The organism is Hyphomicrobium sp. LHD-15 (assembly GCF_031157355.1).
GTDB lineage: Bacteria > Pseudomonadota > Alphaproteobacteria > Rhizobiales > Hyphomicrobiaceae > Hyphomicrobium_C.
This window is the reverse complement of sequence record NZ_JAVIFT010000003.1, coordinates 182,919-209,055: the sequence shown is the minus strand read 5'-3', so window position 1 is coordinate 209,055 and position 26,137 is coordinate 182,919. Positions and strand designations below refer to the sequence as shown.

Here is a 26,137-nt window from a genome sequence, read left to right as displayed (position 1 = left end):
GAATTGCGCCGCCCCAAGGAGGCTTTCATGCGCATCGGTGTGCCGACTGAGATCAAAAGCAACGAGTTCCGCGTCGGATTGGTGCCGGGATCGGTGCGGGAACTCTCCGCGCGGGGGCACGAGGTGTTCATTCAGTCCGGCGCCGGTGGCGGTATCTTCGCCGATGATGCCACCTACGAGCGAGCAGGCGCCAAGATCCTGCCGACCGCCGAAGCGGTGTTCGACATGGCTGAGATGATCGTCAAGGTGAAGGAGCCGCAGGCGGTCGAGTACCAGCGTCTCAAGCCGCACCAGATCCTGTTCACCTATTTGCATCTGGCTCCGGATCCGGAGCAGGCACGCGGGCTGCTCGCCTCCGGCGCGACGGCGATCGCCTATGAAACAGTGACCGACGCCTCGGGTGCGCTGCCGCTGCTGGCGCCGATGAGCGAGGTAGCGGGTCGTCTCTCGATCGAGGCTGCTGCGATTGCCTTGCGCCGCCCGACCGGCGGGCGTGGTGTTCTCATGGGCGGCGTGCCTGGCGTGCGTCCGGCCAAGGTCGTCGTACTCGGCGGCGGCGTCGTGGGCACGCACGCGGCACGTATGGCGGCAGGGCTTGGTGCAGACGTCACCATTATCGACAAGTCGCTGCCGCGCCTGCGCCAGCTCGATGAGCTGTTCGAGGGCCGCGTGCAGACGTTGGCGTCGACGATGCATGCGATCGAAGAAGCGGTGCTGGATGCGGACGTCGTGGTCGGAGCGGTGCTCGTTGCGGGCGCGAGTGCGCCGAAGCTCGTTTCGCGAGCGATGCTGAAGTCGATGAAGCGCGGCGCGGTGCTGGTCGATGTTTCGATCGACCAGGGCGGTTGCTTCGAGACCTCGCGGCCGACGACGCACGCCAATCCGACGTTCGAGGTGGATGGCATCATCCACTACTGCGTCGCGAACATGCCGGGCGCAGTGCCGGTCACCTCGGCGCAGGCCCTCAACAATGCGACGCTGCCGTTCGTCCTCAAGCTCGCCGACAAGGGCCTCGCGGCATTCGATCGCGATCCGCATCTGGCGGCCGGGCTCAACGTCAAGGGCGGGCGGATCATGCATCAGGCGGTGGCGGCTTCGCTGGGCTTCGATCGCCTGGACGACGCCAAGGCGCGGCCGGTCGCGGCGGCTTAAGGTGGCCTTAAGGTAGGAAGGCGAGAAACCACTCAATTCGGGCGCGTCCTCCCCCCGTGAACACCCACGCGCCCGCCTCCCGGAGTGCCTGTGATCGGCTCACCGATCCCGACATCCAAGCGGCACTCCCAGCCGGCCCGTCCCCCGCGGGCCGGCTTTTTTCTTTGGTGCTCCGGCATTTGAGATGTGCCTTGCGGCTCTCACAATTGCCAACCAGTATCGCGCCGCGCTGGAATGGGGGGAACGATGCAGGATCTGGCACCGGTGGCCGAGATGGATCTTTCGCAGGCCGAGCAACAGCTCGTGCAAGCGATCCTGAAGGGGCGGCGCGCCGAGATGGGCGGACAGACCGTTCGTGCGTCCGTGCTGCGCGCGCTCGCAACCGAAAGCCGGTCCGACTGGGTGGTGCCGTTCGCGGGCCTTACCATCCACGATGCGACGATCGAAGGATCGCTCGATCTCGAAGGCTCCACCGTCGACAAGCCGATCGTGTTCCTACGCTGCCGCTTCACGCCGGCTGCGGGAGAGCGTTCGGCGCTGAGCCTGCGCGACGCGCGTCTGAAGCGCATCGCGCTCTACGAATGCACCGTCAACGGCGCGATCAAGGCGGACCGGTGCTTCATCGAAAGCGCGTTCTTTCTCACGACCTCGACCGTCACCGGGCTCGTGCGGTTGCGCGGCGCCTCGATCGGTGAAGCGCTGGCGATGGATGCTTCGACGATCAGCAACGGCTCGGATACGGCGATCCTGGCGGATGGACTCAAGCTTGGAGGCCCGTGGATTCTGCGGGCGGCAAAAGTTTCGGGCGAAACGCGGTTCGCCGGCGCGCGGATCGGTGGCGGCCTGCTTTGGGAGGAGGCGGAGCTCGGCTCGCCTACGGTCGCAATCAACGGCGATGGGGCGATGGGCGAGGGCGCCTGGATTTTGCGCCGGGCCAAGATCAGAGGCGCGGTGCGCGTGCGCGGCCTCGCGATCAAGGCCATCGATGCGCAGAACATCGCGATCACGGCGCCAGGCGAAGCATTGAACGCGCGGGGCGCGGACATCGGCAGCGACGTCATTCTCGACGGGGCGCGGATCGTCGGCGGCGTTCTGCTCGGGCGCACGCGGATCGGCGGAGAGCTTTCCGTTCGCGGCGCGGAGATCTCCGGCTCGGGCACCGACTGGGCGCTGGCGGGCGCGGGGCTGATCGTCGATCAGGGCGTCAACCTCGCCGGCGCGACGCTTACGGGCGGTGTGTCGCTAGCAGGCGCGCGCATCAGCCAGGGCATTCACGCCAACGACGTGACCATTGATGGTCCCGGACGGGCCATCGAGGCGGATGTGCTGCATCTCGGCGGCAACTGGATCATGCGGAACGGCAAGATCAAGGGCAGCATTCGCTTCGCGGGCGCGCAGATCGAAGGGCAGATCGGATTCACGGCGAGCCAGATCGAAGGGGGCGGCGATCTCGCGATCCGCGCTGACGGCGCGCAGATCCAGGGCGGGTGGTTCATGGGACGGGCGCAGATCCGCGGTCTCGTGCGGCTGCCTGCGGCGCGCGTCGGTAACGAGCTGCGGCTGCGCGATACGAAGATTTTCGTTACAAGCGGGCCGGCTTTGTTCGCCAACGGCGTGCGCATCGCACGCGAACTCGTGCTCGACGGCGGTTTCCAGGCGACGGGCGCGATCGCGCTCGATCACGCGCAAGTGGACGGAACGATCGATTTCAGCGGCAGCCAGATTGTCTCGGCCAAGCTTGCACGGGGCGATGCGCCCCACGCCAGCAACTACGATCCGGTGCTCGATCAGCGCTACGACGAGCTTGCAATCAGCCTTGTCGATGCGCGCGCCGACCGGCTCGTCATGCCGCATGCGGCCGCTGACCGGCCGCGTGGCATCATCGATCTCTCGCGGGCACACGTGGGCAGCTACGAGGATGCGGCCCAGGCGTGGCCGCCGCCGGCGCGTGGCAAAGGCTCCGAGAAGCGAGGGCGCACTTCTGACGGCCGCGACATCGATCATCTCGTGCTCGACGGCTTCCGTTACGAGCATTTGGAGCATCCCGCCGGGCAACCGGGCGACGACGATCCGAAGGCCAAGGGCGAGCGCAACGCCGCGCTGATGCGTTCGCGCTGGCTCGAAGGGCAAAGCGCAACCGACCTCGATCGCCATTTCAAGCCGCAGGCGTGGATGCAACTTTCGCGGCGGCTCGCGGCGCAAGGCTATCAGGACGAGGCGCGCGAGATCGCCATCGCGCGCCGCCGCCGCCAACGCCGCAGTGTTTCGGTCGGGCGGCTTCAGCGGCTCCAGAATTGGTGTCTCGACGTGTTCGCGCTTTACGGATTCAACCCGTGGCGCACGGTGATCTGGATGGCTGTGTTCGTACTGACGTTCGGCGCGATCTGGTCGTTTGCGGCACAGGGGTGCAGCCAGCGCGACTGCAAGGACGAGCAGGTGTTCGTCATGGCGCTCAAGGGCAACTTCGGCCAGAACGACGCGAAGTCCGAGGCCAACTATCCGCCGTTTGCACCGCTTGCCTATTCGTTTGATCTATTTGTGCCGTTCGTCGATTTCGGCTTCGAGGGGCATTGGCGGCCGCGGCTTGGCTATAAGCCGCTGGTGGAAATCCCGGCGCCGGAGTGGCTCGCCACAGGGGACGGCAACGGAGGACCGCGTCTCACGATAACGGCGGGCGTTCTGCTTTACATGCTCTCGGTGCTGGAAATGATCCTGGGTCTGGTGCTGACCTCGCTCGCCATCACGGGCTTCACCGGCATGCTCAACACGGAGGAAGATCCGCGATAGCGCACACAACGTGCCGTGCTCGCTTGTGCGCCTCTGCGATGCTTGTGGCGTCTTCTCAAATGACGGCAGCACGAATTCGCATAATCAAAGGCGTGCGGGGCTGCATAGATTTGCATCTCATCTTCGTTAGGGAATGTATCCCGATGTGATTTCCTTTTCTTCCCGATCCGCGACATGGCGAAGCGGCAGCGGGAATAGAAGGAGGAAATAAAACATGCAACGCAGCTCAATTGCGGCTGCCTTGCTGGGAACGGTTTTGCTATCGGCCCCGGCATTGGCGAACGACGAAGTTCAGAAGCTATCGGACGACCCCAACAACTGGGCGCAGCAGAACGGCGACTATGCGCTCACTCGCTATTCGAAACTCGACCAGATCAACACCTCGAACGTGAAGGATCTCAAGGTTGCGTGGACGTTCTCTACGGGCGTTCTGCGCGGACATGAGGGCTCTCCACTGGTGGTCGGCAGCACGCTCTATCTGCACGCTCCGTTCCCGAACACGGTGTTCGCCCTCAATCTCGATGACGAGCAGAAGATCATCTGGAAGTACGAGCCCAAGCAGGATCCGTCCGTCATTGCCATCATGTGCTGCGACACCGTCAATCGCGGTGTGGCCTATGCGGATGGAAAGATCTTCCTCTATCAGGCCGATACGGCGCTGGTCGCGCTCGATGCGAAGACCGGCAAGGAAGTCTGGAAGGTCGTCAACGGCGACACCAAGCGCGGCGAAACCGCGACCAGTGCACCGGTTGTCGCGAAAGACAAGGTGATCGTCGGCATTTCGGGCGCCGAGTTCGGCGTGCAGGGCTACATCACCGCCTATAACATCAAGGACGGCAAGCGGGCGTGGCGCGGCTATTCGGTCGGACCCGACGATCAGATCCTGTTCGATCCGGAAAAGACCACGTCGCTTGGAAAGCCGGTCGGCAAGGACAGCTCGATCAAGACCTGGACCGGCGATCAGTGGAAGATCGGCGGCGGCACGACCTGGGGCTGGTACTCCTTCGATCCCAAGCTCAACCTGATCTATTACGGCACCGGCAACCCTTCGACGTGGAACCCGGCCCAGCGGGCGGGACCCGACGGCAAGGCCATCGACCAGAAATGGTCGCTCTCGATCATCGCGCGTGACGTGGATACGGGCGTGGCGGCGTGGTCTTATCAGCTGACGCCGTTCGACGAGTGGGACTATGACGGCATCAACGAGTCGATCCTTGTCGACGACGTCGACATCAAGGGATCGAAGCACAACGTGCTCGTGCATTTCGATCGCAACGGCTTCGCCTATACCCTCGATCGCAAGACCGGCATTCCGCTCGTTGCGGAGAAGTACGATCCGGCGGTCAACTGGTCGACGGGTGTCGATCTCGATCCGAAGAGTGCGACCTACGGGCGTCCGAAGGTGGTCGCGAAATATTCGACCTTCCTCAACGGCGCGGACGTGAACACGAAGGGCGTCGTTCCGGCGGCGCTCGGTACCAAGGATCAGCAGCCGGCCGCCTACTCGCCGCTGACAAAGCTGTTCTACGTGCCGACCAATCACGTCGCGATGGACTACGAGCCGTTCAAGGTTTCGTACACGCCGGGTCAGCCGTACGTGGGCGCGACGCTCTCGATGTTCCCGCCTGAAGGCGACAGCCATCTCGGCAACTTCATCGCCTGGGATCATGCGACGGGCAAGATCGTCTGGTCGAACAATGAGCCGTTCTCGGTGTGGTCGGGTGCACTCACGACTGCCGGCGGGCTAGCCTTCTACGGCACGCTCGAAGGCTACATCAAGGCCGTGGACCAGAAGGATGGCAAGGAGCTGTTCCGCTTCAAGACGCCCTCCGGGATCATCGGCAACGTGTTCACCTATGCGCACAAGGGCAAGCAGTTCGTCGGCGTCTATTCGGGCATCGGCGGCTGGGCGGGCATCGGCCTTGCGGCCGGTCTCGACAAGCCGACGGACGGCCTCGGTGCTGTCGGCGGCTACTCCGGCCTCAAGCAGTTCACCGCGCTTGGTGGCTCTCTGACTGTTTTCTCGCTGCCATAAAAACTGGCCTCGCATCGCGCGGCGGACGTCCGTCCGTGCGATGCGAGGCCGGCGCTTCCTCCGAAGTTCTGGTTGCGAGCCACTGGGCCGGCATGGATCACGCTCCATGCCGGTCCTTTTTATTTCGGTCTTGTGCGATGTTTTGCGGTTGAGACGGGCTCAGTGGCCAGCGAGCTTCGAGGCCATCACCGAGATTGTGCGCTGGTAGACCTCGGCTCGGTTCCAGTCCTTGATGACGGCGTAGTTCGCGGTGCCAGGATGCCAGGGTTGCCCGGCCTGCCAGCCGTGCCCCTTCAGGAAGTTTGCGGTGGAGGCGAGGATGTCCGGCACGCTGTGGATCAAATCCTTTTTGCCGTCGCCGTCGAAATCCACTGCGTATTTGACGTAGGGTGTCGGCAGGAATTGGGTCTGGCCGATTTCGCCGGCCCAGCCGCCGCGCAGCTCGTCGGGCGACATGTGCGCGTTGTCGATGATGCGCAGGGCGTCGAGCAACTGGCCGGTGAAGAACGGCGAGCGGCGGCAATCGTAAGCCAGCGTTGCGAGTGAGCGAAGGATCGAGAACTTGCCGCTGGTATCGGCGCCGAAGTTGGTTTCGAGGCCCCAGATGGCGACGACGATTTCGCGCGGCACGCCAAACTGCTTTTCGACCCGGTCGAACGTGGCGCGATGGGTCTTGAGACGGGCGCGTGCGCGACCGATGAGGGCGGTGCCGACGCGGCGGGCGTAGAACTGCTCGAACGACAGCTTGAAGGATTTCTGGTTGCGGTCGAGGCGGATGATGCGCGGATCATAGGAGACGCCAGCGAGACCGGCGGAGATGGAGGACGCCGAGATGCCCTGTGCGGCCGCCTGCTTCTTGAAGCTTGCGAGCCACGAGCCGAAGCCGCCCGGGCCGTTACCGCAGGTGGCGGCGTGGGCAGGGGCAGCGGCTGCGAGTAGAAGCGCAAGCGGTGCAACGAAGAAGGCTGCGGTCTTGTGGGTCATGGTTTGGCGTCCTCACGTTTTGGGCGGGACGTTAGCGGGATGAGGCGGATTGGGAAAGCCGCCTCGGCGCGGCACTTTTTCCCGTCCATTGTCATCCTCGGGCTTGTCCCGAGGATCCATGGTCCGTGGGTTTGCGGCTCTTTTTTCTACGGAGCCTTCCCGTGCTGAGATTTGGTTCCTAGGCACAAGGCCTAGGATGACAGGGGAGGAGAGCAAATCGGCGCTGACGCGGGTTGCTCACGCCGTGGCGATGAGGTCTTGCAGACGGCGGCGCTGTTGGCCGAGGCCGTCGAAATTCGTGGGATCGAGCCAGCCTTCGTAGGCGCGCTTCAGCTTGGGCCACTCGCTGTCGATGATCGCATACCATGCGGTGTCGCGGCTCTCGCCCTTGGTGATCATGTGCTGACGGAAGAGTCCTTCGGGCTTAAACCCAAACCGCTCCGCTGCCCGCTTCGAGGCGTCGTTGCGGTTATTGCACTTCCATTCCCAGCGGCGATAGCCGAGGTCGTCAAAGGCGTGGCGCAGGAACAGGTAGTGGGCTTCCGTTGCGGCCGGCTTGCGGGCGATGGCCGGACCCCAAAGGATGTGGCCGATCTCGATGCAGCCATGAGCCGGCTCGATGCGCAGAAAAGTCTGCCGGCCGGATGCCTTGCCCGACGCCTTGTCGACGACGGCGAAATAGAGCGGATCTTCGCTCGCCTCAACCTTTTCGAGCCAAGCCTGGAATTCCGCCCGGCTCGTGGGCGGCTCCTCGCGCAGGTAGCGAAAGCGGTCGGCCGCGTCGGGCGTCGTCGAGATCTCGAACAGATCATCGCCGTGGCGCGCGGCATCGATCGGCTCCAGCCGCACGAAACGGCCTTCGAGCGTCGAGCGGGCCGGGCGCGGTCTCGGAGTCCAATGCTTCAGATCCGGCGCCGAAGCCATCCGCCTCAGTTCCGGCCGGTGAAGTTGAATTCGGCGCCGGAGCGGATGCCGGTCGGCCAGCGGGCGGTCACGGTCTTGATGCGCGTGTAGAAGCGCACGCCCTCGGGGCCGTAGACGGCATGATCGCCGAACAGCGAGCGCTTCCAGCCGCCGAACGAATGATAGGCGACCGGTACCGGGATCGGGACGTTGATGCCGACCATGCCGACCTCGATACGGTCGGCGAAGGTGCGAGCGGTATCGCCGTCGCGGGTGAAGATGGCGGTGCCGTTGCCGTATTCGTGGCTGTTCACGAGGTCGGCGGCCTCATCGTAGCTTTCGGCGCGGACGACCGAGAGTACGGGGCCGAAGATCTCCTGCTTGTAGATCGTCATGTCGCGCGTCACGTGATCGAACAGCGTGCCGCCGAGGAAGAAGCCGTTCTCGTAGCCCTGCAGCACGAGATCGCGGCCGTCGACGACAAGCTTTGCGCCTTCAGTGATGCCCGCACCGATGAGATCGGTGATGCGGCGCTTGGCTTCGCCGGTGACGACCGGGCCCATCTCGGACTCCGGATCGGTGGCAGGGGCGACCTTGAGCGCGCGCACACGCGGCGCCAGTGCTTCGACCAGACGATCAGCGGTTTTCTGGCCGACGGGGACCGCAACCGAGATCGCCATGCAGCGCTCGCCGGCCGAGCCGTAGCCCGCGCCCATCAATGCATCGACGGCTTTGTCCATGTCGGCGTCGGGCATGACGATCATGTGGTTCTTGGCGCCGCCCAGGGCCTGCACGCGCTTACCGGCTGCGGCGCCGCGCGTGTAGACGTATTCGGCGATCGGGGTCGATCCGACGAAGCTCACGGCGCGGACGTCCGGGTGATCGAGCAGCGCATCGACCGCGGTCTTGTCGCCGTGGACGACGTTGAACACGCCGGCGGGGAAGCCCGCTTCCTGGAACAGCTCCCAGATCAGCATCGGCGCGGAGGGATCGCGCTCGGATGGCTTCAGCACGAAGGTATTGCCGCAGGCGACGGCGACCGGGAACATCCACATCGGCACCATGGCCGGGAAGTTGAACGGCGTGATGCCGGCGACGACGCCGAGCGGCTGGCGATCGGACCAGCTGTCGATGTCGGGGCCGATGTTGCGGCTGTACTCGCCCTTCAGAAGATGAGGGATGCCGCAGGCGAAATCGACGACCTCAATTCCGCGCTGCAACTCTCCCAACGCGTCGGGGTGGGTTTTGCCGTGCTCGGTCGAGATCGCGCGGGCGATGGCGTCGGCGTTCTTCTGCAGAAGCTCCTTGAAACGGAACATCGGCGCGACGCGCTTCATCGGCGGCGTCGCGCCCCAACTCGCGGCGGCGGACTTGGCAGCGGCGACGACGGCGTTGATCTCGTCCAGCGTCGAGAGCGGGAGCTTGGCTACGACCTCGCCGGTCGCCGGATTGAAGACGTTCGCCGTGCGGGGCGACGCGGAGGCGACTTTCTTGCCGCCGAAGGCGTTCTCGATGATGCGCATGGGACCCTTCAGTCGGCTTCCTTGAGGACTTCGGTGACGACGTCGAACAGATGATCGATCTCGCTCTCCTTGATGATGAGCGGCGGCGAGAGCGCGATGATGTCGCCGGTCTGGCGGACAAGCACGCCGCGCTCGAAGCATTTGACGAAGCGATCGTAGGCGCGCTTTGCGGGCGCGTCGGCAATGGGCGCGAACTCGATGGCGCCGATCAGGCCGATGTTGCGGATGTCGATGATGTGCGGCAGCCCTTTCAAGGCGTGCAGGCGCTCTTCCCAGTAAGCGGCGAGCTTTGCTGCGCGCGTCAGCAGGCCTTCCTCGTGGTAGGTGTCGAGGGTGCCGAGCGCGGCGGCGGAGGCCATCGGGTGGCCCGAGTAGGTGTAGCCGTGGAAGAGATCGATGATGTTCTCCGGGCCGGTGGCGAAGGCCTCGTAGAGGTGGCTCTTGAGGAACACGACGCCCATCGGAATGGTGCCGTTGGTGACGCCCTTGGCGCCGGTGATCATGTCGGGCGAGACATCGAAATAGTCGGCGCCGAACGGCGTGCCGAGGCGGCCGAAGCCGGTAATGACCTCGTCGAAAATAAGCAGTATGTCGTGCTTGCGGCAGATGGCTTCGAGGCGCTTCAGGTAACCCTTGGGCGGGATCAGAACGCCGGTTGAGCAGGCGACGGGCTCGACGATGACGGCGGCGATGGTGGAGGCGTCATGCAGCGCGACGAGGCGCTCGAGATCGTCGGCCAGCTCCGCGCCATGCTCGGGCTCGCCTTTCGAGAAGGCGTTCTTGGCGAGATCGTGGGTGTGGCGGAGATGATCGACGCCCGCGAGAAGCGAGCCGAACATCTTGCGGTTGGGTGAGATGCCGCCGACCGACGTGCCGCCGAAGTTCACGCCATGATAGCCGCGCTCGCGGCCGATGAGGCGCACCTTCGAGGCGTTGCCCTTGGCGCGGTGATAAGCGAGGGCGATCTTCAATGCGGTCTCGACCGACTCGGAGCCCGAGTTGGTGAAGAAGACGTGGTCGAAGCCCTTGGGCGCAATGTTGACGAGGCGGGAGGCGGCTTCGAACGCCTTGGGGTGGCCCATCTGGAAGGTGCCGGCGAAATCCAATTCGGCGGCCTGCTTCTGGATGGCCTCTACGATGCGGGGACGGCAGTGGCCGGCGTTTACGCACCAGAGGCCAGATGTGCCGTCGAGAACCTTGCGGCCGTCTTCGGTGAAATAGTTGGTGTCCTTCGCGGAGGCGAGCAGGCGCGGCGCCTTCTTGAACTGCCGGTTTGCGGTGAACGGCATGAAGAAGGCTTCGAGGTCGTTGGTCTTGAGCTGAACGGTCATGGGTGTGATGTTCCCGTCGGGTGAAACGTGAGCGCCGGATGCGTTGTGGGGCCGATCGCGTGGTTACGCTGGCGGCGCCGTCACTGAAGCTTGCTGACGGCCTCGGTCAGGCTCGCCTCGAAGACATCCATGCCTTCCTTGACCAGTGTATCGCTCGCGGTCAGTGGCGGCAGGAAGCGGATGACATTGCCGTAGGTGCCGCACGAGAGCAGGATCAGGCCGCGCTCGTTGCCGGACTTCAGCACTTGTGAGGTAAGCTCGGGGGCCGGTTCGCCGCTGTTGGTGTCTTTCACGAACTCGACCGCGCACATGGCGCCGACACCGCGCACGTCGCCGATGCAGTTGAGGTTCGAGCGGGCGGCCAGCTCGCGACAGCGGCCGAGGATGATCTCGCCGATTGCGGTCGCGCGCTCGCAGAGCTTTTCGTCCTTGATGATGTCGAGCACGGTGTGGGCCGCGGCGCAGGCTACGGGGTTGCCGGCGTAGGTGCCGCCGAGGCCGCCGGGGTTGGACGCGTCCATGATGTCGGCCCGGCCGGTGATGGCCGAAAGCGGCAAGCCGCCAGCAAGGCCTTTCGCGAGCGTCACGACATCGGCCTTTACGCTGGTGTGATCGAGCGCGAACATCTTGCCGGTGCGCGCGAAGCCGGTTTGGATTTCGTCGGCAATGAGAACGATGCCATGCTCGTCGCAGATGGCGCGGAGGGCTGCGAGGAAATCAGGCGGCGCGATGTTGAATCCGCCCTCGCCCTGCACCGGCTCGATGATGATGCCGGCGATGCTCGACGGGTCGGCCTGGTGCTTGAAGAGAGACTTCAGCGCCTTGATGCTCTCGGCCACCGAGGTGCCGTGATAGAGGTTCGGGAAGGCGACATTGTAGATGTCGGCCGGGAACGGACCGAAGCCCTTCTTGTAGGGAACGGCTTTGCCGGTCAGGGCCATGCCCATATGGGTGCGGCCGTGGAAACCGCCCGAGAACGAGATGATGCCGGGGCGGCCCGTGAAAGCGCGCGCGACCTTGACGGCATTCTCAACGGCTTCGGCGCCGGTGGACGCCAGCATCGTTTTCGCAGGCCCAGAGACGGGTGCGATGGCATTCAGGCGCTCGGCAAGCGAGACGTAGTTCTCGTGCGGCGTAACCTGGAAGCAGACGTGACTGAACGACTTCATCTGCTCGGCGACGGCCGCAAGAATACGCGGGTGTTGATGGCCGGTATTGACGACGGCGATGCCGGCTCCGAAGTCGATGTAGCGCTTGCCGTCCTCGCTCCAGATCTCGGCGTTTTCGGCGCGCTTGGCGTAGATGGCGGTGGCGTGGCCGATGCCGCGAGGGACGGCTGCGGTGCGGCGTGCGTGAAGTTCGGCTGAGGTCGCCATCGGTCTCACCCTTCGTAGCTTGTGAGGCGGCGCGCGAAGCGCTCGGCCGCATCAGGTTTGCTCATTATTTTGAGCTGCAGACGCAAATTACTCTACAGCTTATGGCCGTTCAAGCACTGTGTTTCACGCCTAAAGTCGCAGTTGTGTGTTCGTTCGATCAATAAATTGATCAAATGTAGTCGTTTCAAAGTGGCGCCTTGTGCTAGGGTTTTCGCTTCGAACGCGACAGGTGGAGCCGGATCGGCATGGCACGACGCAAACGTTCCAGGGACGCAGGGCACGGGCGCAGCTCTGTCGATGTCGGAGCACGCCTCAAAGCGCTTCGCATCAAGGGCGGGTTCACGCAGCGGGATCTTGCGGGGAAAGCCGGCGTCACGAACGGCATGATCAGCATGATCGAGCAGAACAAGCACAGTCCGTCGGTGGCGACGCTGAACCGCCTGACCGACGCGCTGGGGCTTTCGTTCGCGGAGTTCTTCTCGATTGCGCTACCAGAGGCGCCGCGCGTGTTCTACCTCAAGGAGGAGCTTGTGGCGCTCACCGAGGGGAAAGTGCGCTTCATGGTGGTGGCCGGCGAGCGGCCGGAAAAGGCATTGCAGATCCTGCACGAAGTTTACGAGCCGGGCGGCGATACCGGTGCCACGATGCTGACCCACAAGGGCGAAGAGGGGGGGCTCGTGCTTTCGGGCCACATCGAGCTGACGGTCGGCGACCAGCGGCGCGTGCTGGGGCCTGGAGATGCGTACTACTTCGAAAGTACCATCCCGCATCGGTTCCGCAACGTCGGCAAGACGGCCTCGGTGATTATCAGTGCCTGTACGCCGCCGTTCATGTGACCCCGCGGCGGGCAGGATCATTCGGTGCGCAGGCGCGTCATGCTCTCGTCAAACAGGCGGGAAATTTCCTGCCCCGCGTATCGCGGGTATTCGCATTTCGCCATGACTTCGGCCGGCGGGAAAATGACGGGATTGTTCCTGTAGCTCTCGGGCATGAGCGCGGTTGCGGCCGCGTTGGGCGAGGGGAACTTGATCGTGGTGAAGATGTCCTTGCCGACGTTGGCGTCGAGCAGGAAGTTGATGAAGGCGTGGGCGTTCTCGGGATGCGGGGCGCCTTTCGGAATCGCAAGCGTATCGGACTGCTTCAGCGCGCCTTCCTTGGGCACGACGAAATCGATGTCGTCGTCCTCTTCCATGATTTGAGCGATGTCGCCGTTGTACTCCATCACGAGATCGACCTCACCGGAGAGCAGGAGGTCCTGGCCGTTGTCCTCGTGGAAGGATTTGATGTAGGGCCTTTGCATCGCGAGAATTCTTTCGGCCCTTTTGATCAGCTCGGGGGTCGGATTGTTTGCGGATTCACCGAGATACTTGAAGACATGGCGATAGAGCTCGCTGGCATCCGACACTACCGCGATGCGGCTTTTGTATTGATCCGAGTCGAACAGAACTTTCCACGTATCGGGAACGCTCTTCACGCGGCTTTTTCGATAGCCGATGCCGATTACGAGGTAGGTGTAGGGGAGGCTGTAGACGCGGCCCGGGTCATACGGGGCGTCGATGATGAACGTCGGGTCGATATTCTTGATGTTCGGAATTCTTGCGTGGTCCAGCGGCTCGAGTAGGCCGGCTGCGATCATCGGCTCCACGAACTCGCTCCCGGGCACAACAACGTCGAAGCCGGAGTTGCCGGAGCTGAGCTTGGCGAACAGTTCGTCGTTCGTCGCGTAGAGGCTCATGTTGACGTCGATGCCGGTGGCATTCTTGAAGTCGTCGAGCGTCGTGTTTCCGATGTAGGTGTCCCAATTGTAGAAATTGAGCTTCTTTTCCTCGGAAGCGCGAGCGTTTCGGGTAAAGGTGAGGCCGACGGCGGCCGCGCCAAGGCCGGCCAGGAACGAACGGCGGTTGGTTCGCCGGTTGAGCTTGGAAGCGAACGCGTTCGCCATTCGTGACTCCCCGTTTTCAGAAGCCGGATCGTTCAGGTGCCGAATCCTGAACGGTCTACAGGTTCTTGTCCTGTCGCGCATCCTGCCGGAAAACGGTTTCCCATCCCTAAGGTGTTAGGGTGAACGCCGGGAACGGGTTTTGGAGTAGTCAGATTTTCCGGGATGCACTCAACACGACAATAACCGGGCTTCGTGAAAACGGTGTGCGGAAAGTATAGTCACTGGCGGGTTTTGCTGCCTCGTTATGCGGCGATGCCTCCGAGGCAGATGAACTTGGTCTCGAGGTATTCATCGAGGCCTTCGGCAGCACCTTCGCGTCCGAGGCCGCTCTCCTTTACACCGCCGAAGGGTACGGTTTCGTTGGAGAAAATGCCTTCGTTGACGCCGACCATGCCGGCGTCAAGGGCTTCTGCAACCCGCCAAGCTCGGCCGATGTTCTGGCTGAAAAGATAGGCTGCCAACCCAAACGGCGTGTCGTTGGCGAGGCGAATGGCTTCCTCTTCTGTTTCGAATCGGATGAGGGCGGCGACGGGGCCGAAAATCTCCTCGTGCACGATCGTCATGTCGGGGGTGACGCCGGTGAGAACGGACGGCTGATAGAACAGCGGACCGGCCGGCGCGGGCGCGCCGCCGACGACGACCTTGGCGCCCTTGCCCACTGCATCGCGGACGAGGCCTTCCACTTTCTTGGCGGCTTCCGCGTTGATGAGCGGACCGATCACGACGCCTGCGTCACGGCCGGGACCTACCGTGAGCTTCTTGACCTCGGCGGCGAGCGCTTCGGCGAAACGATCGTAGATGCCGGACTGGACGAAGACGCGGTTGGCGCAGACGCAGGTTTGGCCGGCATTGCGATACTTCGAGGCCATGGCGCCGGTGACGGCCTGTTTCAGATCGGCATCGTCGAACACCAGCAGCGGTGCGTTACCGCCGAGCTCGAGCGTGAGTTTCTTCACGGTGCCCGCGCACTGGCGGTAGAGCGCCTTGCCGACTTCCGTCGAGCCGGTGAACGAGAGCTTGCGTACGCGCGGATCTTCGCACAGCACGGTACCGACCGGCGGCGCATTGTTGGTGGTTACGATGTTGAACACGCCGGGCGGTACGCCGGCATCGAGCGCGAGCTTGGCAATGGCAAGCGCGCAGAGCGGCGTGTCCTCGGCCGGTTTGACGACAATGGTGCAGCCCGCGGCGAGCGCCGGGGCGACCTTGCGGGTGATCATCGCGATCGGAAAGTTCCATGGCGCGATGGCGGCGACGACACCGATCGGCTGCTTGATGGTGATGTAACGCTTGCCCGCCATCGTGGTCGGGATGGTGCGGCCGTAGGCGCGTTTTCCTTCCTCAGCGAACCACTCGATGAAGGAGGCGCCGTAAGCCACCTCGCCACGCGCTTCGGCCAACGGCTTGCCCTGCTCGGCCGTCATCAGCTGCGCGAGATGCTCGGTTTCGGCGGTCACGAGATCGAACCAGCGCTTCAGGATCTGCGCGCGCTCCTTGGCGGTCTTGGCGGACCAGGCCGGCAGCGCCTTTTCGGCGGCATCGATTGCCTGCTTGGTTTCGGCCGCGCCGAGATTGGGGACGCGGGCGATTTCGGCGCCGGTTGCGGGATCAAGCACCGGGAACGTGTCCGGCGCCGTGACCCATTCGCCGCCGATGAGGGCTGCGCTCGGATAGCGGGGAGGAGAGACGTTCATGGGGCACCTTCAGACCAGCGTGATGGAGACCGATTTCAGGTCGGCATATTTGTGGAGTGCGTGGAGCGAGCGGTCGCGGCCGAAGCCCGATTGCTTGAAGCCGCCGAATGGCATGGTGATATCGCAGCTGTCCCAGCCATTGACCCAGACGAGGCCGGCGCGAATCTCGCGCGCGGCCCGATGGGCGAGGCTGACGTCGCGCGTCCAGAGGCCGGCCGCGAGCCCGAACGGCGTGTCGTTAGCGAGCTTCAGGGCTTCCTCGACGCCTTTGAAGCGGGTAACGGCGAGCACAGGACCGAAGACCTCCTCGCGGGCGAGGGTGGCGGAGGGGGCGATGTGGTCGAATATCGTCGGTTCGACGTAGAAGCCGCCGCTTTCGATGCGCGTGCGGTTGCCGCCGAGGCGAAGCGCGCCGCCTTCCTTGTTGGCGGTGTCGATGTAGCGGAGCGCAGTTTTCATCTGCTCGGTCGAGACCATCGCGCCGAAGACGGTGGCGGGGTCGAGCGGATCGCCCGCTGCGATGGTGCGAGCGACACCGAGCAGCTTGTCGACGAAGGCGTCGGCAATGCTCTCGTGAACCAGCAGGCGCGAGGCGGCTGTGCAGACTTCGCCCTGATTGTAGAAGATGCCCCATGCCGCATGCGTGGCGGCGGTTTCGAGATCGGGGCAATCGGCAAAGATGATGTGCGGAGATTTGCCGCCGAGCTCCAGGCTCACGCGCTTCAGGTTGCTTTGGCCGGAGTACTGCATCAGCAGCCGGCCGACGGCTCCAGAGCCGGTGAAGGCGATCATGTCGACGTCGTTATGAAGAGCGAGTGCCTTGCCGGCTTCGCTGCCCATGCCGGGCACGACGTTGAGCACGCCGGGGGGAAGGCCGGCTTCGAGCGCCAGCTCGCCGAGTTTCAGGGCGGTCAGCGGCGATTGCTCGGCGGGCTTCAGCACCACGGAATTGCCCATGGCAAGCGCGGGCGCCACTTTCCACATCGCCATGTGAAGCGGGAAGTTCCATGGCACGATCGCGCCGATGACGCCGAGCGGCTCGTGGACGGCGAACGAGAAGCGGTCCGGCGTTTCGGGGCCTACTTCGCCGTAGATCTTGTCGAGCGCTTCGGCGTAGTAGCGGGTGGTGCGGATCGCCTGCGGAATATCGGCCGATAGCGTGTTCGAAATCGGCTTGCCGACGTCGAGGCTTTCAAGCAGGGCCAGCGTTTCGGTCTCGCGTTCCATCAGGTCGGCGAGCTTGAACAGGATCCGCTTCTTGTCCTTGTACGACAGCTTGCGCCAGCGTCCGTCCGCGAAGGCGGTACGGGCGCTCTCGACAGCGATGTCCACGTCCGCCGCGCCGCACGCCGCAACCTGATTGAGGACGCGGCCGTCGCGTGGGGAGACGTTGTCGAACGTCGTGCCGCCGACCGCTGCAACCTTATGCCCGCCGATGACGGCTTTGCCGGGCAATGCGATGGAGCCGGCTAGCTTTTCAAAGTGCGCGAGGGTGCTTTGCTTCGTCATCGGTTTCCTCGTTCGCCGTCGGTTTCGGCACCCTCGCTTGTTTTGTTGTCGTGCTTCTTATCGGAAAACCGGGTTCCACTTTTCCGGAAGCACTCCGTCGAGGTCATGGGCGTGCCTCATGCAACATGAGCGTACCAGAGGTGGTCGAGCGAGGTAACAATGCGTTCGAAGTTCGCGCGCTCGGTTTCCTTGAGGCGCGTGAACACGTGCTGGAAATCGGCGCCGAACGCTTCGCGGACCACAGCCGACTGCTCGAACTGCTTCAGCGCTTCGGTCCAGGTCGTCGGCAGCGGCGTTGTTTGGAGCTTCTCGCTGTTGCCGTTGACCTCTGGGCCGGGGTCGATCTTGCCGGCGATACCGTGCGCCGCGCCCGCAAGGATCGCCGCAATCACCAAATAGGGATTGGCGTCGGCCCCTGCAACGCGGTGCTCGACGCGGGTGGCGGGCCCGCCCTGGTCGGGAATGCGCAGCGCGACGGTGCGATTGTTGAAGCCCCAGTGGGCGGCCATCGAGACGTAGGATTCGGGTACGTAGCGCCGATAGGCGTTCGCGGACTGGGCCCAGACGGCCATGAAATCCGCCATGGTGTCCTTGAGGCCGCCGAGCACGTTGCGGAACAACGGCGAGATCGGCTTGCCGGCGAACACGTTGGCGCCTGCCTTGTCGACGATGCTCATGTGAATGTGCATGCCCGACCCTGCCCAGTCGTGGTGGGGCTTGGCCATGAACGTGGCGACGAGGCCATGAGCGCGGGCGGCGGCCTTCACGGCGCGCTTCAGAAGCAGACCGTCGAGCGCGGCCTTCACCGCGTCGTCGCAATGCTTGAGGTTGATCTCGAACTGGGACGGACCGCTTTCCTGCGTCAGGGCATCGACGGGAAGTCCCTGGGCTTCGGCGATGCGGTAGATGTCGTCGTTGAACGCTTGCAGCGCGTCCATGTCGTCGAACTGGAAGGTCAGCGGGATGTCGGTCTCACGCGAGACGCCGGGGGGGATGTCGAGCGTGAACTCTCCGTTGGGGCCCGGCTTCGTCACGTAGAACTCGAGCTCGACGGCGGCGACGGGCGTGTAGCCGGACGCCTTGAGGCGCGCCTGCTGGGTGGCCAGCACGAAGCGCGGATCGAGCGGATCGTCCTTTTCGGGGACGATGACGCACTGCGCGAAACGGCCGCCGTCAACCGAAACAGGACCCAGCGTTCCGGCGAGAATGCGGAAGTTATAGTCGGGGTCTCCGGTCTCCCACAAGCGGCCGGTCTCGGCGATGCAGTTGCCGCGCGGGTCCATGATGAATACGGAGCCCGGCATCATCATGCCGCCCTTGGCGATGCCCGGAAGATCGTCGCGGCGCAAACGTTTGCCGCGCGGATGCCCGTTCATGTCGAGCACGAATGCATCGATCCACTGCACGGACGGGTGGGTGGCGAGGAACGCTTTTGCCTCGTCGACGGTAAGGAACGTGTTGGTCATTTAGAGGAACCTTTGACGGCGTCGCCGAAGCGGCGAAACAGCTCGACGGATGCGGGGTTGTTTCGCGCCTGGAATTCGGGATGCCATTGGACGCCGAGAAAGAAGGGATGCTCGTTCGGGCCGCGGACGGCTTCGATCAGTCCGTCCTTGGCGTGGGCTTCGGCGGTCAGGGGCGGGGCGAGACGCTGGATGCCCTGCCAGTGGAGCGAGTTCACGATGATCTCGTCTTCGCCGATCCAGTTCTTCAAGGTGCCAGAGAGCCTGATCGGATGGGCGGGGCCGAAGCGGTCGTCGATCGGGACGTCGGAGCGCTCGCGGTGATCGTGGCGGCCGTCAACGGTATGCACCGCCTGATCGAGCGTGCCACCGAGGGCGACGTTCACTTCCTGGAAGCCGCGGCAGATGGCAAACAGCGGCAGCTTGCGATTGAGCGCTTCGCGAACGAGCGGCAGCGTCAGCGCATCGCGCTGATGATCGAGGGCGCTTTCGTTGAGCGGCGGCTCGTCCAACCCATAGAGGCTCGGGTGGACGTTCGAGATGCTGCCCGAAAGCAGGATGCCGTCGGCGATATCGAGGAGTGCGCCCATGTCGAGCATGCTCGGCCCCAGAGGAGCGAGCAGCGGCTGACATTCCGCGACCTCGGCGACCGCCGACGAGTATTTTCTACCCACCGCATCGAAGGTCATGGTTTCGATGACTTTGGTGTCGGCGGGGATAATGACGATAGGCCGGCTCATGCAGCGAGTTCTCCGGCGACGTCAGCGAGCGTCAGATCGAGGCACTTGCCGATGATGCGCTCGGCCTCCGCGAACTCTTGGTCGCCCCAAATGAGGGGTGGGGCGCAGACCATGGTGTCGAAAACGGCGCGCATGATGAAGCCTTCGCGGAAGAAGTGGTCGCGGCAGATGAGACCGACGCGGCCGGGGTTGTCGAAGCGGCGCCGTGTGCGCTTGTCGGCGACGAGCTCGATGGCGCCGAGCATGCCGACCGAGCGGACTTCGCCCACAAGCGGATGATCTTTGAACTTGGAGAGCACTTTGGCGAGGGCGGGGCCGGCATAGTCCTTTACGCGCGGGACAAGCTTCTCGCGCTCCATGATCTCGAGGTTCTTCAGCGCCACCGCACACGCCACGGGATGGCCCGAGAAGGTGTAGCCGTGGTTGAAGTCGTCGTTGTGGCCCATCAACGCTTCGACGATGAGATCGTCGATCAGAAGGCCGGAGAGCGGGATATAGCCCGAGGTGGCAGCCTTGGCGAAGGTGATCAGGTTCGGCTTGAGGCCGTAGTAATCCGACGCGAACCAGGTCCCGACGCGGCCGAAGCCGGTGATGACCTCGTCGGCCAGGAACAGGATGCCGTACTTGTCGATGATCTTCTGGACCGCGGGCCAATAGGTGGCGGGCGCAATCTTGACGCCGCCGGCGCCTTGCACCGGCTCGCCTGCGAACGCGGCGACATTCTCGGGGCCAACCGCCAGGATCTCGTCTTCGAGCGCCTGGGCGGCGCGGAGGCCGAATTCTTCCGGCGTCTCTCCGTCCTTGCCTTCGCCGTACCAGTACGGGTCGATGATGTGGCGGAAGCCCTCGTAGACCGGATAGCTGTGCTGGTGGACGTGGGACATGCCGCCCATGGAGCCGGCGGCGATGGTCGAGCCGTGGTAGGCTTGGCGGCGTGAGATGATGATGCGCCGCTTCGGCTCGCCCTTGAGCGTCCAATAGTGGCGGATCAGGCGAATGGCGGTGTCGTTCGATTCAGAGCCGGACGAGCCGTAGAACACCTGATTGATGTGGGGCGGGGTGATCTCGGCCAGCTTCTGCGAGAGCGCGATGACGGGCGGGTGCGTGGTCTTGAAGAAGGTATTGTAGAACGGCAGCTCGATCATCTGATCGCGAGCGGCGTCGGCCAGTTCGACACGGCCGTAGCCGATGTTCGTGGTCCATAGGCCTGCCATGCCGTCGAGGATGCGATGACCTTCGCTGTCCCAGATGTAGGACCCCTCGCCCTTGACGATGACGCGCGCGCCGCTGCCGCGGAGCGACGCATGGTTGGTGAAGGGATGCAGATGATGGAGAGCGTCGAGATCCCGCAGCTCGGTGGTGCTATTCTTCAATTTGGTGGGGGATTTGTCGGTCTGGGACATGGGGGATGTTCCTCCAGCGTGAGCGGGGGCCTTAATCGGTGATGCGTCTCGCTTGAAAGCCGGCTCCGGCTTGCCGGGGACACTGGCTTTAGCGAGCACTTGTTTCCTTGTGCGTCTTCGGATTGCCACCTTGCGGCGGCAGCGGCTCAGACCGGCAATGGCGGCGTAAAGCCGATGCGCGCGCAGAGTTCGAGAAGCTCCGTCTTCCGCGTTTTCGAGGCTTTGCCGATGGCTGGCGTTACGCTTTCCAATTCCTTTGTCCTCAACGGGCTCTTGCTTCGGCGGTTGCGTCCGATCAAACGCTGAGCAAGAGATGCTCGCGCTCCCAGGGACTGATGACGCGCATGAATTCCTCGAACTCGCTGCGCTTGAGCTCCAGATAAACCTGGCAGAAGCGCTTGTTGAGGATGTCGTGCAGGTCGGTCGAGTCCTCGAATTCGGTCAAGGCCTCGAGCAAACCGCGGGGGAGCTGATGGGAATTGCGATAAGCGTTTCCGATCACTGCATCCCGCGGCTTCAGGCCCTTCTTCATGCCGAGGTAGCCGCAGGCGAGGCTGACGGCAAGAGCGAGATACGGGTTGGAATCGGCGCCGGCGAGGCGGTTCTCGACGCGGCGAGCGCTGTCGGGCGAGATCGGCACGCGTAAGCCTGCCGAGCGGTTGTCCTGGCCCCATTCGACGTTGATCGGCGCGGCGCCGTTCGGCACGAGGCGGCGGTACGAGTTGACGTAGGGCGCGAGGATGCACATGGCGGGGGGTAGGTAGGTCTGCTGACCGGCCAGGAAGTTATAGAACAGCTCGGTCGGGCCGCCGGCGTCGTTGGTGAAAATATTGCGCCCGGTTTTCGTGTCGACGATGCTTTGATGGATGTGCATGGCGCTGCCGGGCTCGTTGGCGAGGGGCTTGGCCATGAAGGTCGCGTAGCAATTGTGCGTGAAGGCAGCTTCGCGGATGGTGCGCTTGAACAGGAAGATCTGATCGGCGAGATCGACGGGATCGCCATGCACGAGGTTGATCTCGAGCTGGGCGGCGCCGCCTTCCTGAATGATGGTGTCGATCTTGAGATACTGGCGTTCGGCGAAATCATAGATGTCGTCGACGATCTTGTCATACTCGTCGACGGCGCCGAGGCTGTAGGCCTGGCGGCCCGCGCCGGGGCGTCCGGAGCGGCCCATCGGCGGCTCGAGCGGGTAGTCCGGATCCGGGTTGGTCTTGGTCAGATAGAATTCAAGCTCGGGCGCGACGACCGGTTTCCAGCCCTCCTGCCGATAGAGATCGACGACGCGCTTCAGGACGTTACGCGGGGAGATCTCGACCGGGTCGCCGTTCTGCCATCTGGCGTCGTGAATGACCTGCGCCGTCGGGCTCGAAGCCCAAGGGGCGGGGCGGATCGTAGAGAGATCCGGCACCATGATGAGGTCGCTTTCGGCGTAGAGGATCTGTTGGGCGCCCTCCTCGAAGCCGACGTAGTCGCCGGTAATGGTCTGGTGGAAGATCGAGATGGGCAGGTGGACGGCGCCGAGCTGGGCGAATTTTTCGGCTGGCATGGTCTTGCCGCGCGCGACGCCCGCGATATCGGGCACCGCACAATCGACCTCCTCGATGCGGTGATGGCTCAGCCAGGCCCGTAGGTTCTCGGGTTCCGTTCCGACCGTGAAGGTTTCGGAAGAGGAGCCAATCGTTCCGTTATCGGCAGACATAAATCACCTTGGTCAGACGGCCACTTCACGCAGTCGGGTGCACACCGGCGGGGAGACGCAGAAGGTGCGCCGCCTTGCCATGGGCTCGCCGCTGGGTGGCCCGGGTATCAGTCGATGATAATGTGATCACAAAAAGGACGCAAACTCAAGCGGCGGCGCGAGCATATCATGCTGGTTGCGGCAAGCAGCCTTGGAGTTCAAGTCTTTAGGTCGGGGCGCTTCAGGACGGCTTCGCCGATGAAATTCATGCCCTGGACGATGTCGGCTGTGATGGCCGCCTTCAGGGCCTTCCGGTCGCGATGCTCGATGGCGGCGATGGCGGCCTGGTGATGATCCTCCAGCAGCGAGGTGCCAATACGTCCGTAAGCCATGCGCATGAAGGGACCGAACTGGAGCCAGATGCTCTCAACGAGTGCAATGAGGATATCGGCGTGCGCCCGCTGGTAGATGGCGAAATGGAAGCGGTAATTGCCGCGCATGTAGGCCTGCACATCGCCCACGCCCATGGCGCGATCGACGGTCTGATCGATGGTCTTGATGGCGCGGATGTCGGCGTCGCTGATGTTGTCCAATGCGCGCGCGGCAAGCTCGGGTTCCAGTGTTTTTCGCGTAAAAACAATTTGTTCGAACGCTTCTTTGGTCATTGGGGGGACCAGGACGCGTCGGTTGTCCTGCAGCTTCAAGGCGCGTTCCGCGATGAGCCGGCGCACCGCTTCGCGAATGGGCATGGGACTTACGCCCATGGTTTCGGCCAAGCCCCTCAGGGTGACGGCGCTGCCGGGGAGAAAACCGCCGAAGAGAATGCGGTCACGTAAACCTCTGTACACGTTTTCGTGTGTGGTAACGCCAATGTCGCCCGTCTCGACAGGCAGCAGCTGTTCGGCTTTGACGCGAGTGCGAACAAGCGTTCTCTTGGTGCGATCTGTCGTGTGGCGCTGGGACATAGACCTCGTCGTCACCTCACACTTTTTCGTTTGCCGAACAAACTCTGCCTCAACCTTGGGCACTCAGCTTTCGATGCAGGCAGAGGCACGCCGTTATGTGCGCCGAATGCATTTGTTTGAACGAAATACTTGTAGCGCGCCATTAATGTGATCACAATGGGGAGGTTCAAGCCGGTGGCTGGGACGTGGAGGCTCGCGCCTTCGCCCCGCCGCGTGTAGGCTCCCTTGGAGGTCGCTGATGATCACTCTCAGAAGTTTTCGCTCGCCGATTGCGGGCTCGATTGCACTGGTTGCGTCGCTCGTTTCCGGCGTGGCTTCTGCGAAAGAGGTACGTATCTATAACTGGTCGGACTACATCGACGAGGAGGTTCTCAAGGATTTCGAAAAGGAAACCGGGATCAAGCCCATCTACGACGTGTTCGATAGCAACGAGCTGCTCGAGACCAAGCTGCTCGCCGGTGGCAGCGGATACGACGTCGTGGTGCCGACGGGGCCGTTCCTGGCGCGCCAGATCTCGGCGGGCGTTTTCCAGAAGCTCGACAAGTCGAAGCTTCCGAATCTCAAGAACACCTGGCCGCTCATCCAGGAGCGCACAGCGCTCTACGATCCCGGCAACGACTACTCAATCAACTACATGTGGGGCACCACGGGCATTGGCTACAACAAGGCCAAGATCGAAGAGCGCCTGAAGGATGCGCCGGTAAACTCGTGGGACCTGATCTTCAAGCCTGAGATAGTCTCCAAGTTCAAGGATTGCGGTATCTTCCTGCTCGACGCGGCCGACGACATCCTTCCGATCGCGCTGCTCTATCTCGGTCTCGATCCGAACAGCAGCGATCCCAAGGATCTCGAGAAGGCGGGCGCGCTGCTCCAGTCGGTCCGTCCAAACATCCAGAAGTTCCACTCTTCGGAATTCATCAACGCACTCGCCAACGGCGATATCTGCATCGCGGTCGGCTATTCGGGCGACATCCTGCAGGCGCGCGATCGCGCAGAAGAAGCCAAGAACGGCGTCGAGGTCGGCTATCACATCCCGAAGGAAGGCGCGCAGATGTGGTTCGACCAGATGGCCATTCCGGCGGACGCGAAGCATGTCGAGGAAGCGCACGCCTTCCTCAACTACATCCTGAAGCCCGAGGTGATCGCCAAGGCGTCGAACTACGTCAATTACGCCAACGGAAACCTCGCTTCGCAAGCCTTCATCAACGAGGAGATCAAGAGCGACACGTCGATCTTCCCGGACGATGAAACGCTGAAGCGGCTGTTCGTCAAGAAACCCTACGATGCGAAAACGCAAAGGGTCGTGACGCGCATCTGGACCAAGGTCGTTACCGGACAATAGAAAACAAACCGCGCCCGAGCCTCTCGGGCGCGGTTTTCTTTCAGAGGCTGCAGTTGGCGCCGGTTTGCCTCGCCGGAGGGATGTTGAAGGATTTTCATCATGAGTGAGGCTGCCGTGTTGGGCTCGTCGCAAACCGCCACATCGGGACCGGGCCAGAAGTCTCCGGTCCGAACGCCGGCACCTCAATCGGGCTTTGCGCCCTGGAAAGATCCCTCGCGCGAGCCCATCGTGCGCTTCCAGAACGTGGTGAAGCGGTTCGGCGATTTCGTCGCCGTCAAGGACTGCACGCTCGACATCTACGAACGCGAGTTCTTCGCGCTGCTCGGGCCCTCGGGTTGCGGAAAGACCACGCTGCTCCGGATGCTTGCGGGCTTCGAGAAGCCGACGAGCGGTCGCATCATCGTGGGCGGTCAGGACATCACCGACCTGGCTCCGTACGAGCGCCCCGTCAACATGATGTTCCAGTCGTACGCGTTGTTTCCGCACATGACGGTCGAGCAGAACATCGGCTACGGCCTGAAGCAGGATGCGATGGCGAAGCCGCTGATCGAGAAGCGCGTCGAGGAAGCCATGACGATGCTCGAGCTCAATCGTTTCGCCAAACGCAAACCGCATCAGCTTTCGGGCGGACAGCAGCAGCGCGTTGCGCTCGCCCGCGCGATCGCGAAGAAGCCGCGCATCGTTCTTCTCGACGAGCCGCTGGGTGCACTCGACAAGCGCTTGCGTCAGCAAGCCCAGTTCGAGCTGATGCGCATTCAGGAAACCACCGGGACCACGTTCATCATCGTTACCCACGACCAGGAAGAGGCGATGACGGTGTCGTCCCGCATCGCGGTCATGGATCACGGCGAGTTCAGGCAGGTCGCAACGCCCGGCGATATCTACGAAGCGCCGAATTCGCGCTATGTGGCGAACTTCATCGGCGACGTGAACCTGTTCGAGGGCAAGGTCGTCAAGGTGGACGGTAACTTCGCGGAGATCGATTGGGGGCCGGGGCTCGCGCGCTTCAAGTCGCTGGCGCCGGAGGGCTGTACTGGGGACCAGCAAGTGTGGCTCACGCTCCGCCCCGAGAAGATCCGCATCGCCTTCGAGAAGCCGTCGGATGCCAGCAATGCCGTGCCCGGCAAGGTGGTGGATGTCGGGTACCTGGGGTCGATCTCGCACTATCACGTCGAGCTCGGCAACGGGCAGCGGGTGAAAGCGCTCCGCGCCAACTCGGCGCGCACCGTCGAACGGCCGATCAGCTGGGAAGACAACGTCTGGCTCGAGTGGCCGCCGGAAACCGGCATCGTCGTGACACGCTAGGTCAG

At 63.4% G+C, this 26,137-nt stretch carries 19 protein-coding genes; 6 read left to right on the top strand and 13 right to left on the bottom strand.

Translation table 11 applies throughout. From position 1 onward, the window contains the following. The first annotated feature begins 27 nt into the window (after nt 1-27). From ald to RCO24_RS13035, 3 genes are all read left to right on the top strand, one after another. Entirely contained in the window at nt 28-1,152 is a 1,125-nt protein-coding gene (gene ald, locus RCO24_RS13045) for an alanine dehydrogenase (RefSeq protein ID WP_308962673.1), read from the top strand. Between the two features lie 246 nt (nt 1,153-1,398). Then, nucleotides 1,399-3,939 (top strand): hypothetical protein, encoded by a 2,541-nt coding sequence (locus RCO24_RS13040; protein ID WP_308962672.1) that lies wholly within the window; start codon nt 1,399-1,401, stop codon nt 3,937-3,939. A 214-nt stretch (nt 3,940-4,153) separates the two neighbouring features. Beyond that, entirely contained in the window at nt 4,154-5,974 is a 1,821-nt protein-coding gene (locus RCO24_RS13035) for a methanol/ethanol family PQQ-dependent dehydrogenase (RefSeq protein ID WP_308962671.1), read from the top strand. A 159-nt stretch (nt 5,975-6,133) separates the two neighbouring features. Here RCO24_RS13035 and RCO24_RS13030 read toward each other — a convergent pair whose 3' ends face one another. The 5 genes from RCO24_RS13030 to gabT form a co-directional block, all read right to left on the bottom strand. Continuing rightward, the gene (locus RCO24_RS13030; protein ID WP_308962670.1) at nt 6,134-6,958 is read right to left on the bottom strand and encodes a lytic murein transglycosylase; all 825 of its coding nucleotides are present in this window, start codon (nt 6,956-6,958) and stop codon (nt 6,134-6,136) included. Nucleotides 6,959-7,195: 237 nt separating this feature from the next. Further along, nucleotides 7,196-7,882 (bottom strand): GNAT family protein, encoded by a 687-nt coding sequence (locus RCO24_RS13025; protein ID WP_308962669.1) that lies wholly within the window; start codon nt 7,880-7,882, stop codon nt 7,196-7,198. Between the two features lie 5 nt (nt 7,883-7,887). Next, nucleotides 7,888-9,384 (bottom strand): CoA-acylating methylmalonate-semialdehyde dehydrogenase, encoded by a 1,497-nt coding sequence (locus RCO24_RS13020; RefSeq protein ID WP_308962668.1) that lies wholly within the window; start codon nt 9,382-9,384, stop codon nt 7,888-7,890. A gap of 8 nt (nt 9,385-9,392) precedes the next feature. After that, a complete protein-coding gene (locus RCO24_RS13015; protein WP_308962667.1) occupies nt 9,393-10,715 on the bottom strand; it encodes an aspartate aminotransferase family protein in 1,323 nt (440 codons plus the stop codon). Nucleotides 10,716-10,795: 80 nt separating this feature from the next. After that, nucleotides 10,796-12,091 carry a 4-aminobutyrate--2-oxoglutarate transaminase gene (gabT, locus tag RCO24_RS13010; protein WP_308962666.1) on the bottom strand — a complete coding sequence of 432 codons (1,296 nt, stop codon included), beginning with the start codon at nt 12,089-12,091 and terminating at the stop codon, nt 10,796-10,798. 245 nt (nt 12,092-12,336) lie between these two features. On the opposite strand from gabT, the gene RCO24_RS13005 reads away from it, so the two are divergent. Further along, nucleotides 12,337-12,927, top strand: coding sequence for a cupin domain-containing protein (locus tag RCO24_RS13005; protein WP_308962664.1), 591 nt, complete (start codon nt 12,337-12,339; stop codon nt 12,925-12,927). 17 nt (nt 12,928-12,944) lie between these two features. Here RCO24_RS13005 and RCO24_RS13000 read toward each other — a convergent pair whose 3' ends face one another. The 8 genes from RCO24_RS13000 to RCO24_RS12965 form a co-directional block, all read right to left on the bottom strand. Continuing rightward, entirely contained in the window at nt 12,945-14,033 is a 1,089-nt protein-coding gene (locus RCO24_RS13000) for a spermidine/putrescine ABC transporter substrate-binding protein (RefSeq protein ID WP_308962663.1), read from the bottom strand. A 242-nt stretch (nt 14,034-14,275) separates the two neighbouring features. Beyond that, nucleotides 14,276-15,727, bottom strand: coding sequence for an NAD-dependent succinate-semialdehyde dehydrogenase (locus RCO24_RS12995; protein ID WP_308962661.1), 1,452 nt, complete (start codon nt 15,725-15,727; stop codon nt 14,276-14,278). A gap of 9 nt (nt 15,728-15,736) precedes the next feature. Then, complete coding sequence (locus RCO24_RS12990) at nt 15,737-17,236, bottom strand: aldehyde dehydrogenase (protein ID WP_308962659.1); 1,500 nt, start codon at nt 17,234-17,236, stop codon at nt 15,737-15,739. A 116-nt stretch (nt 17,237-17,352) separates the two neighbouring features. After that, nucleotides 17,353-18,702, bottom strand: a complete 1,350-nt coding sequence (locus RCO24_RS12985) for a glutamine synthetase family protein (RefSeq protein WP_308962657.1) — start codon at nt 18,700-18,702, stop codon at nt 17,353-17,355. Then, on the bottom strand, nt 18,699-19,439 hold the full coding sequence (locus tag RCO24_RS12980; RefSeq protein ID WP_308962656.1) for a gamma-glutamyl-gamma-aminobutyrate hydrolase family protein: 741 nt from the start codon (nt 19,437-19,439) through the stop codon (nt 18,699-18,701). The genes RCO24_RS12985 and RCO24_RS12980 overlap by 4 nt, the downstream gene beginning before the upstream one ends. Continuing rightward, entirely contained in the window at nt 19,436-20,842 is a 1,407-nt protein-coding gene (locus RCO24_RS12975) for an aspartate aminotransferase family protein (RefSeq protein ID WP_308962655.1), read from the bottom strand. Before RCO24_RS12975 ends, RCO24_RS12980 begins: the two co-directional genes overlap by 4 nt. Before the next feature lie 295 nt (nt 20,843-21,137). Further along, the gene (locus tag RCO24_RS12970; protein WP_308962654.1) at nt 21,138-22,541 is read right to left on the bottom strand and encodes a glutamine synthetase family protein; all 1,404 of its coding nucleotides are present in this window, start codon (nt 22,539-22,541) and stop codon (nt 21,138-21,140) included. Between the two features lie 197 nt (nt 22,542-22,738). Beyond that, nucleotides 22,739-23,485 (bottom strand): GntR family transcriptional regulator, encoded by a 747-nt coding sequence (locus RCO24_RS12965; RefSeq protein ID WP_308962653.1) that lies wholly within the window; start codon nt 23,483-23,485, stop codon nt 22,739-22,741. A gap of 238 nt (nt 23,486-23,723) precedes the next feature. Here RCO24_RS12965 and RCO24_RS12960 point away from each other — a divergent pair, with 238 nt between their 5' ends. Next, nucleotides 23,724-24,827 carry a polyamine ABC transporter substrate-binding protein gene (locus RCO24_RS12960; protein WP_374990960.1) on the top strand — a complete coding sequence of 368 codons (1,104 nt, stop codon included), beginning with the start codon at nt 23,724-23,726 and terminating at the stop codon, nt 24,825-24,827. 99 nt (nt 24,828-24,926) lie between these two features. Further along, nucleotides 24,927-26,132 carry an ABC transporter ATP-binding protein gene (locus RCO24_RS12955; RefSeq protein WP_308962652.1) on the top strand — a complete coding sequence of 402 codons (1,206 nt, stop codon included), beginning with the start codon at nt 24,927-24,929 and terminating at the stop codon, nt 26,130-26,132. The last annotated feature ends 5 nt before the right edge of the window (nt 26,133-26,137 follow it).

Coding starts and splice junctions, on each gene's coding strand:
- RCO24_RS12985 (WP_308962657.1), bottom strand. CDS start 18,702: ATGACCAACACGTTCCTTACCGTCGACGAGGCAAAAGCGTTCCTCGCC.
- RCO24_RS13030 (WP_308962670.1), bottom strand. CDS start 6,958: ATGACCCACAAGACCGCAGCCTTCTTCGTTGCACCGCTTGCGCTTCTA.
- RCO24_RS13000 (WP_308962663.1), bottom strand. CDS start 14,033: ATGGCGAACGCGTTCGCTTCCAAGCTCAACCGGCGAACCAACCGCCGT.
- RCO24_RS12960 (WP_374990960.1), top strand. CDS start 23,724: ATGATCACTCTCAGAAGTTTTCGCTCGCCGATTGCGGGCTCGATTGCA.
- RCO24_RS12970 (WP_308962654.1), bottom strand. CDS start 22,541: ATGTCTGCCGATAACGGAACGATTGGCTCCTCTTCCGAAACCTTCACG.
- RCO24_RS12995 (WP_308962661.1), bottom strand. CDS start 15,727: ATGAACGTCTCTCCTCCCCGCTATCCGAGCGCAGCCCTCATCGGCGGC.
- RCO24_RS13020 (WP_308962668.1), bottom strand. CDS start 9,384: ATGCGCATCATCGAGAACGCCTTCGGCGGCAAGAAAGTCGCCTCCGCG.
- RCO24_RS13040 (WP_308962672.1), top strand. CDS start 1,399: ATGCAGGATCTGGCACCGGTGGCCGAGATGGATCTTTCGCAGGCCGAG.
- RCO24_RS12975 (WP_308962655.1), bottom strand. CDS start 20,842: ATGTCCCAGACCGACAAATCCCCCACCAAATTGAAGAATAGCACCACC.
- RCO24_RS13005 (WP_308962664.1), top strand. CDS start 12,337: ATGGCACGACGCAAACGTTCCAGGGACGCAGGGCACGGGCGCAGCTCT.
- RCO24_RS13035 (WP_308962671.1), top strand. CDS start 4,154: ATGCAACGCAGCTCAATTGCGGCTGCCTTGCTGGGAACGGTTTTGCTA.
- gabT (WP_308962666.1), bottom strand. CDS start 12,091: ATGGCGACCTCAGCCGAACTTCACGCACGCCGCACCGCAGCCGTCCCT.
- RCO24_RS12990 (WP_308962659.1), bottom strand. CDS start 17,236: ATGACGAAGCAAAGCACCCTCGCGCACTTTGAAAAGCTAGCCGGCTCC.
- RCO24_RS13015 (WP_308962667.1), bottom strand. CDS start 10,715: ATGACCGTTCAGCTCAAGACCAACGACCTCGAAGCCTTCTTCATGCCG.
- RCO24_RS12980 (WP_308962656.1), bottom strand. CDS start 19,439: ATGAGCCGGCCTATCGTCATTATCCCCGCCGACACCAAAGTCATCGAA.
- RCO24_RS12965 (WP_308962653.1), bottom strand. CDS start 23,485: ATGTCCCAGCGCCACACGACAGATCGCACCAAGAGAACGCTTGTTCGC.
- RCO24_RS12955 (WP_308962652.1), top strand. CDS start 24,927: ATGAGTGAGGCTGCCGTGTTGGGCTCGTCGCAAACCGCCACATCGGGA.
- ald (WP_308962673.1), top strand. CDS start 28: ATGCGCATCGGTGTGCCGACTGAGATCAAAAGCAACGAGTTCCGCGTC.
- RCO24_RS13025 (WP_308962669.1), bottom strand. CDS start 7,882: ATGGCTTCGGCGCCGGATCTGAAGCATTGGACTCCGAGACCGCGCCCG.